Genomic DNA, 5922 nt, shown 5'->3' with positions numbered 1-5922 from the left:
CAACGGCCGCGTGCTGGTCGACGGCGCGCTGGTCAATCCGGTGCCGGTGTCGGTCTGCCGCGCCTACGAGCAGCCGCTCGTCGTCGCGGTCAACCTGCATTACGATCTGTTCGGGCGTGCCGCCGTCATCAAGCACAGCGCCGGCGAATTGCTTGTCGAGAGCGACGCGCCGCGGCCTGGCCACCCCAATCCGCAGCCGCACCAGACGCGCCTCGGCATCACCGGCGTCATGGTCGAGGCCTTCAACATCATCCAGGACCGGATCTCGCGCGCCAGGCTCGCTGGCGATCCGCCGGATATGTCGCTGCAGCCGAAGCTCAGCCATATCGGCCTGACGGAATTCCACCGTGCCGACGAGGCGATCACCCTCGGCTACCAGGCGACGAAGGCGCAGATCAGCGAACTGACCCGGCTGCAGTCCGTTCTGGTGTGAATTCCCCCGATATTGTTGCTATGCCAGCGCCGCATCGCTGATGCGAAACTGCACCGTGCGGTTACCGTTCCAGTAATTGCCCGACAGCGAACCGGCGACGTGCACGGTCCTGCCCCTGTTCTTGAACAGGAATTCGCCGAGCGCCGTGTCGACGGCGCGGAAGGCGATCGCCTGGATGTTGCCGCCGCTTTGCGACTGCAGGTCCACCCGGATATGATTGGTGCCGATCGCGCGCGCATCGGTCAGCCGGTGGCGCGGCAGCACGAACACCGGCGCGATATGCCCGGCGCCGAACGGCCCGGCTTTCTCAAGCGCGTCGAGCAGCGCGATCGTGGCGCCCTCGGCGGCCAGAGCGCCGTCGATCGCCAGGCTTTCCTCGTTCTGCAGCCGGAACACGTCGGCCGCGGCGCGCTCCTCGAAGAAGGCGCGCAACTCTCCAAGCTTGGCGCGCTCGACGGTAATGCCCGAGGCCATCGCGTGGCCGCCGCCCTTGACGATCAGCCCGGCGGCAGCCGCCTCGCGCACCAGCCGGCCGAGATCGAAGCCGGTCACCGAACGGCCGGAGCCCGTGCCGACGCCGGTCGAATTGAAGGCGATGGCAAAGGCCGGCCGGCGCGCATAGTCCTTGAGCCGCGAGGCGATCAGCCCGACGATGCCCGGATGCCAGCTGTTGCTGGCCGTGACGATGACGGCGGGACCATTGCCGCCGGCAAGCTCCGCATCGGCCTCGGCGCGCGCCTGCGCCAGCATCTCCTGCTCCATCTGCTGCCGTTCCTGGTTCAGCCGGTCGAGCGTCTCGGCGATGCTCGCCGCCTCGACGGGATCGTCAGTGGCCAAAAGCCGGCTGCCGAGCGCGGCATCGCCGATGCGGCCGCCGGCATTGATGCGTGGCCCGATCAGGAACGACAAGTGAAAGGTGTTGATCGGCTCGCCGATGCGCGAGACCCGCGCCAGGGCCGCCAGCCCCTCATTCTTCTGCTGGCGCAATACCTGCAATCCCTTGACGACGAAGGCGCGGTTGACGCCGGTGAGCGGCACCACGTCGCAGACCGTCGCCAGCGCCACCAGATCGAGGAGCGAGAGCAGGTCGACCGGCGCGGCGTTCGGCAGCCGCTCGCGCAGCACTTTGGCCGTCTGCACCAGGCATAGGAAAACGACGCCGGCGGCGCACAGATGCCCCTGCCCCGACAGGTCGTCCTCGCGATTGGGATTGACCACGGCCGCCGCTGGCGGCAGCGGGCCGCCGACTTGGTGATGGTCGAGCACCACGACGTCGGCGCCGGCTTCCCTCGCGGCCTCGATCGAGGTCGCGCTGTTGGTGCCGCAATCGACGGTGACGATCAGCTTCGCGCCGCGCGAGATCAGCTCCCGCATCGCTTCCGGATTGGGCCCGTAGCCTTCGAAGATGCGGTCCGGGATATAGATTTCGGACGGTACGGAAAAATGCGTGAGAAAGCGTTTCAGGAGCGCCGACGAGGCGGCGCCATCGACGTCATAGTCGCCGAAGATCGCCACTTTTTCGCCGGCGACGATCGCGTCCGCCAGCCGCGCCGCCGCTTTCTCCATGTCGGTCAGCGATGCCGGGTTCGGCAAAAGCTCGCGGATGGTCGGATCGAGGAAGCGCCCGGTCTGCTCCACGCTGACGCCGCGCCCGGCAAGCACCCGCGCCACGATGTCCGGCACGCCATGGCCCTGCGCGATGGCCAAGGCGGCCATATCCTGCCGCTCGGTCAGCCGGTGTTCCCAGGAAACACCCGTCGCCGACTGCCTGACATCGAGGAAGAACCGTTTCTCGCCCGTCATGCGACGCGCCGTCTGCACATCATACTTGCGCAGATATCAACATGCGACGTCTGGAGCAATTGCGGGCAAGCGGGCAAGCCGGGGAAAGGTGTGGATGGGTTTCCCCGGAATGCGACGCTCAAGCGAAAAGATCAGAACTTGTCCAGGTCCTGGTGACGCGCCTTGATCTCGCGCACCGTGCGCGAGGACGAGCGCAGCACGATGGTGTGGGTGGTGATGAAGGTGCGGCCGAACTTCACCCCGTCGAGCAGATTGCCGTCGGTGACGCCGGTCGCCGCGAACAGCACGTCGCCGCGCGCCATGTCCTGGGCGCGGTAGACCCGCTTCGGGTCGGAAATGCCCATCTTCTCGGCTCGCGCCACCTTTTCCGGCGTGTCGAGGATCAGCCGGCCCTGCATCTGCCCGCCGGTGCAGCGCAGCGCTGCCGCCGCCAGCACGCCCTCCGGCGCGCCGCCGGTGCCGAGATAGATGTCGATGCCGGTCTCGTCCGGATCGGTGGTGTGGATGACGCCGGCGACATCGCCGTCGCCGATCAGCCGGATCGCGGCGCCCGTGGCGCGCACGTCGTCGATCAGCTTGGCGTGACGCGGCCGATCGAGGATGCAGGCCGTGATGTCGGAAACCGCCACGCCCTTGGCCTTGGCCAGATTGGCGAGGTTTTCCGCCGGCGAGGCGTCGATGTCGATCAGGTCTTCCGGATAGCCGGGGCCGATGGCGATCTTGTCCATATAGACGTCGGGCGCAAACAGCAGGCTGCCCTTTTCCGCGATCGCGATGACGGCAAGCGCGTTGGGAAGGTTCTTGGCGCAGATCGTCGTGCCCTCGAGCGGGTCGAGCGCGATGTCGACGGCCGGACCTTTGCCGGTGCCGACCTCTTCGCCGATATAGAGCATCGGCGCCTCGTCGCGCTCGCCCTCGCCGATCACCACCGTGCCCTTGATGGCCAGCCGGTTGAGCTCCTGGCGCATGGCGTCGACCACCACCTGGTCGGCGGCCTTCTCGTCACCGCGTCCGCGCAACCTGGCGGCCGCGACGGCGGCCCGCTCGGTCACGCGCACGACTTCCATTGTAAGGATCCGGTCGAGACCAGCGGCAATGTTCTGGGCGATATTCATGGATTACGCATTCCTCGTTGTCTGTTTGCGTCGAGCGATCCCAGAACGGTTGAGCGCCGGAATTGCTCCGCCTCCCGCCAGAGGCGGGCTTCTTCTGGCAAAGCTCCATGACAACGGCAAGACTTGGCTCGCCATTTTTCGAAATGACAGCAAAATCAATCGATTGAAGACGGAATCGGACCTGGTTTATTCCGCCCGTTCGATGCGGATCACCTGCGGCTTGTCGGTCAGGTGACCGTCCTTGGTGATGCCTTCGACGGCCTTGCGCACCGCGGCTTCCGTCGTCTCATGCGTGACGAGGATCACCGTCTTCTGCGCCTGGCTTTCCGCGCTGGCCGCCTGCTGGACGATCGACTCCAGCGAGATGTCGTTGTCGGCCATGCGCTTGGCGATGGCAGCGAAGACGCCGGTGCGGTCATGCACGGTCAGCCGGATGAAATAGCCGCCGGCATGGCTGCGCATCCGCGCCTTCTTGTAGGGTTTCAGCTCCTTCGCCGGCCAGCCGAACACCGGCGCGTGCTGGAACCCGGGCCGGCTCTTGGCGATATCGGCGATATCGCCGATCACCGCCGACGCCGTGGCGTTGCCGCCGGCGCCGGGGCCGGAAAGCAGAAGCTCGCCCAGGATATCGGTCTCGATCGCCACCGCGTTGGTGACGCCATGCACCTGCGCGATGACCGACGCCGTCGGCACCATGGTCGGGTGGACGCGCTGCTCAATGCCGCTGTCGGTGCGCTGGGCGACGCCGAGCAGCTTGATGCGGTAGCCGAGATCGGCCGCCGCGCGGATGTCGGCCTGGGTGATGTTGGAGATGCCTTCCATATAGATGTCGCCGGCGGCGATCCTGGTGCCGAAGGCAAGGCTGGTCAGGATCGACAATTTGTGCGCCGTATCGTGGCCTTCGATATCGAAGGTCGGGTCGGCCTCGGCGTAGCCCAGCCGCTGCGCGTCCTTCAGGCAGGCGTCGAAGGAAATGCCCTCGGCCTCCATGCGCGTCAGGATGTAGTTGCAGGTGCCGTTGAGGATGCCGAAGACACGGGTTACCGCGTTGCCGGCCATCGCTTCACGCATCGTCTTGATGACCGGGATGCCGCCGGCGACCGCCGCCTCGTAGTTGAGCAGCACGCCCTTCTTCTCGGCGATCTCGGCAAGCGCCACGCCATGCTTGGCAAGCAGCGCCTTATTGGCGGTCACGACATGGCGGCCAGCCTCGAGCGCCGCCTTCACCGAGGCTCGCGCCGGGCCTTCATCGCCGCCGAGCAGCTCGACAAAGACATCGATATCGGCCTTCTCGGCCAGCTTGACCGGGTCGTCGAGCCATTTCGCCGCGCTCAGATCGACGCCGCGGTCGCGCTTCGGATCACGCGCCGAAACAGCCGTTACGACGATGTCGCGGCCGCACTGCCGGGTGAGCTCGGTCGCCTTGTCGCGCAGCACGCGCGCCACAGAGGCGCCAACCGTGCCGAGGCCGGCAATTCCAACACGCAACGCTTCAGCCATGTCCGGCGACGCCCCTCAAATTCAATGAATGTCCGGCTAATTCAGCGACGGGCGGCGAGCGGCACCACATTGTTGGGCTGCTTGGCGGTGGTCGCGAGGAATTTCTTGATGTTGCGCGCCGCCTGGCGGATCCGGTGCTCGTTCTCGACCAGGGCCACACGCACATAGTCGTCGCCATGCTCGCCGAAGCCGATGCCCGGCGCCACCGCGACATCCGCATGCTCGATGAGCAGCTTGGAGAATTCGAGCGAGCCGAGCTGACGGAACTGCTCGGGGATGGGCGCCCAGGCGAACATCGAGGCGGCGGGCGCGGGAATGGTCCAGCCGGCGCGGCCGAAGGAATCGACCATCACGTCGCGGCGCTTGTGGTAGACCTCGCGCACTTCCTCGATGTCGGCGCCGTCGCCGTTCAGCGCATGCGCCGCCGCCACCTGGATCGGCGTGAAGGCGCCATAATCCAGGTAGGACTTCACCCGCGTCAGCGCGGAGATCAGCCGCTCGTTGCCGACGGCGAAGCCCATGCGCCATCCAGGCATGGAGAAGGTCTTCGACATCGAGGTGAACTCGACGCAGACGTCCATCGCGCCCGGCACCTGCAGCACCGAAGGCGGCGGATTGCCGTCGAAATAGATCTCAGAATAGGCAAGATCCGACAGGATGATGATGTCGTTCTTCTTCGCGAAGGCGACCACATCCTTGTAGAAGTCGAGCGAGGCGACCAGCGCCGTCGGGTTCGACGGATAATTGAGGATCAGCGCCAGCGGCTTCGGGATCGAGTGGCGGATGCCGCGTTCCACCGCCGGGATGAAGCCGTCATCGGGCTCGACCTGCAGCGAGCGGATGACGCCGCCCGACATGATGAAGCCGAAGGCATGGATCGGATAGGTGGGATTGGGGCACAGGACCACGTCGCCGGGCGCGGTGATCGCCTGCGCCATGTTGGCGAAGCCTTCCTTTGAGCCGAGCGTCGCCACAACCTGCGTGTCTGGGTTGAGCTTCACGCCGAAGCGGCGCTGGTAATAGTTGGCCTGGGCGCGGCGCAGCCCCGGAATGCCGCGCGAGGACGAATAG

4 protein-coding genes and 1 pseudogene are annotated in these 5922 nt (G+C 66.3%); 1 reads left to right on the top strand and 4 read right to left on the bottom strand.

Annotation, left to right across the window (positions count from 1 at the left end):
- A pseudogene (locus EOD07_RS19150) lies at nt 1-433 on the top strand (patatin-like phospholipase family protein); the annotation flags it as partial.
- 18 nt (nt 434-451) lie between these two features.
- Here the strand turns inward: EOD07_RS19150 and recJ are convergent.
- The 4 genes from recJ to EOD07_RS19130 all read right to left on the bottom strand — a co-directional run.
- Nucleotides 452-2236 carry a single-stranded-DNA-specific exonuclease RecJ gene (gene recJ, locus EOD07_RS19145; RefSeq protein WP_127236582.1) on the bottom strand — a complete coding sequence of 595 codons (1785 nt, stop codon included), beginning with the start codon at nt 2234-2236 and terminating at the stop codon, nt 452-454.
- 131 nt (nt 2237-2367) lie between these two features.
- A complete protein-coding gene (glpX, locus tag EOD07_RS19140; RefSeq protein ID WP_127236581.1) occupies nt 2368-3351 on the bottom strand; it encodes a class II fructose-bisphosphatase in 984 nt (327 codons plus the stop codon).
- Nucleotides 3352-3537: 186 nt separating this feature from the next.
- Nucleotides 3538-4851, bottom strand: coding sequence for a homoserine dehydrogenase (locus EOD07_RS19135; protein ID WP_127236580.1), 1314 nt, complete (start codon nt 4849-4851; stop codon nt 3538-3540).
- A gap of 41 nt (nt 4852-4892) precedes the next feature.
- A partial coding sequence (locus EOD07_RS19130) for an LL-diaminopimelate aminotransferase (RefSeq protein ID WP_127236579.1) occupies nt 4893-5922 on the bottom strand: 1030 nt, incomplete at its 5' end.

It is taken from the genome of Mesorhizobium sp. M2C.T.Ca.TU.002.02.1.1 (assembly GCF_003997225.1).
This window is presented reverse-complemented; position numbering and strand designations above follow the sequence as displayed.

Coding starts and splice junctions, on each gene's coding strand:
- glpX (WP_127236581.1), bottom strand. CDS start 3,351: ATGAATATCGCCCAGAACATTGCCGCTGGTCTCGACCGGATCCTTACA.
- recJ (WP_127236582.1), bottom strand. CDS start 2,236: ATGACGGGCGAGAAACGGTTCTTCCTCGATGTCAGGCAGTCGGCGACG.
- EOD07_RS19135 (WP_127236580.1), bottom strand. CDS start 4,851: ATGGCTGAAGCGTTGCGTGTTGGAATTGCCGGCCTCGGCACGGTTGGC.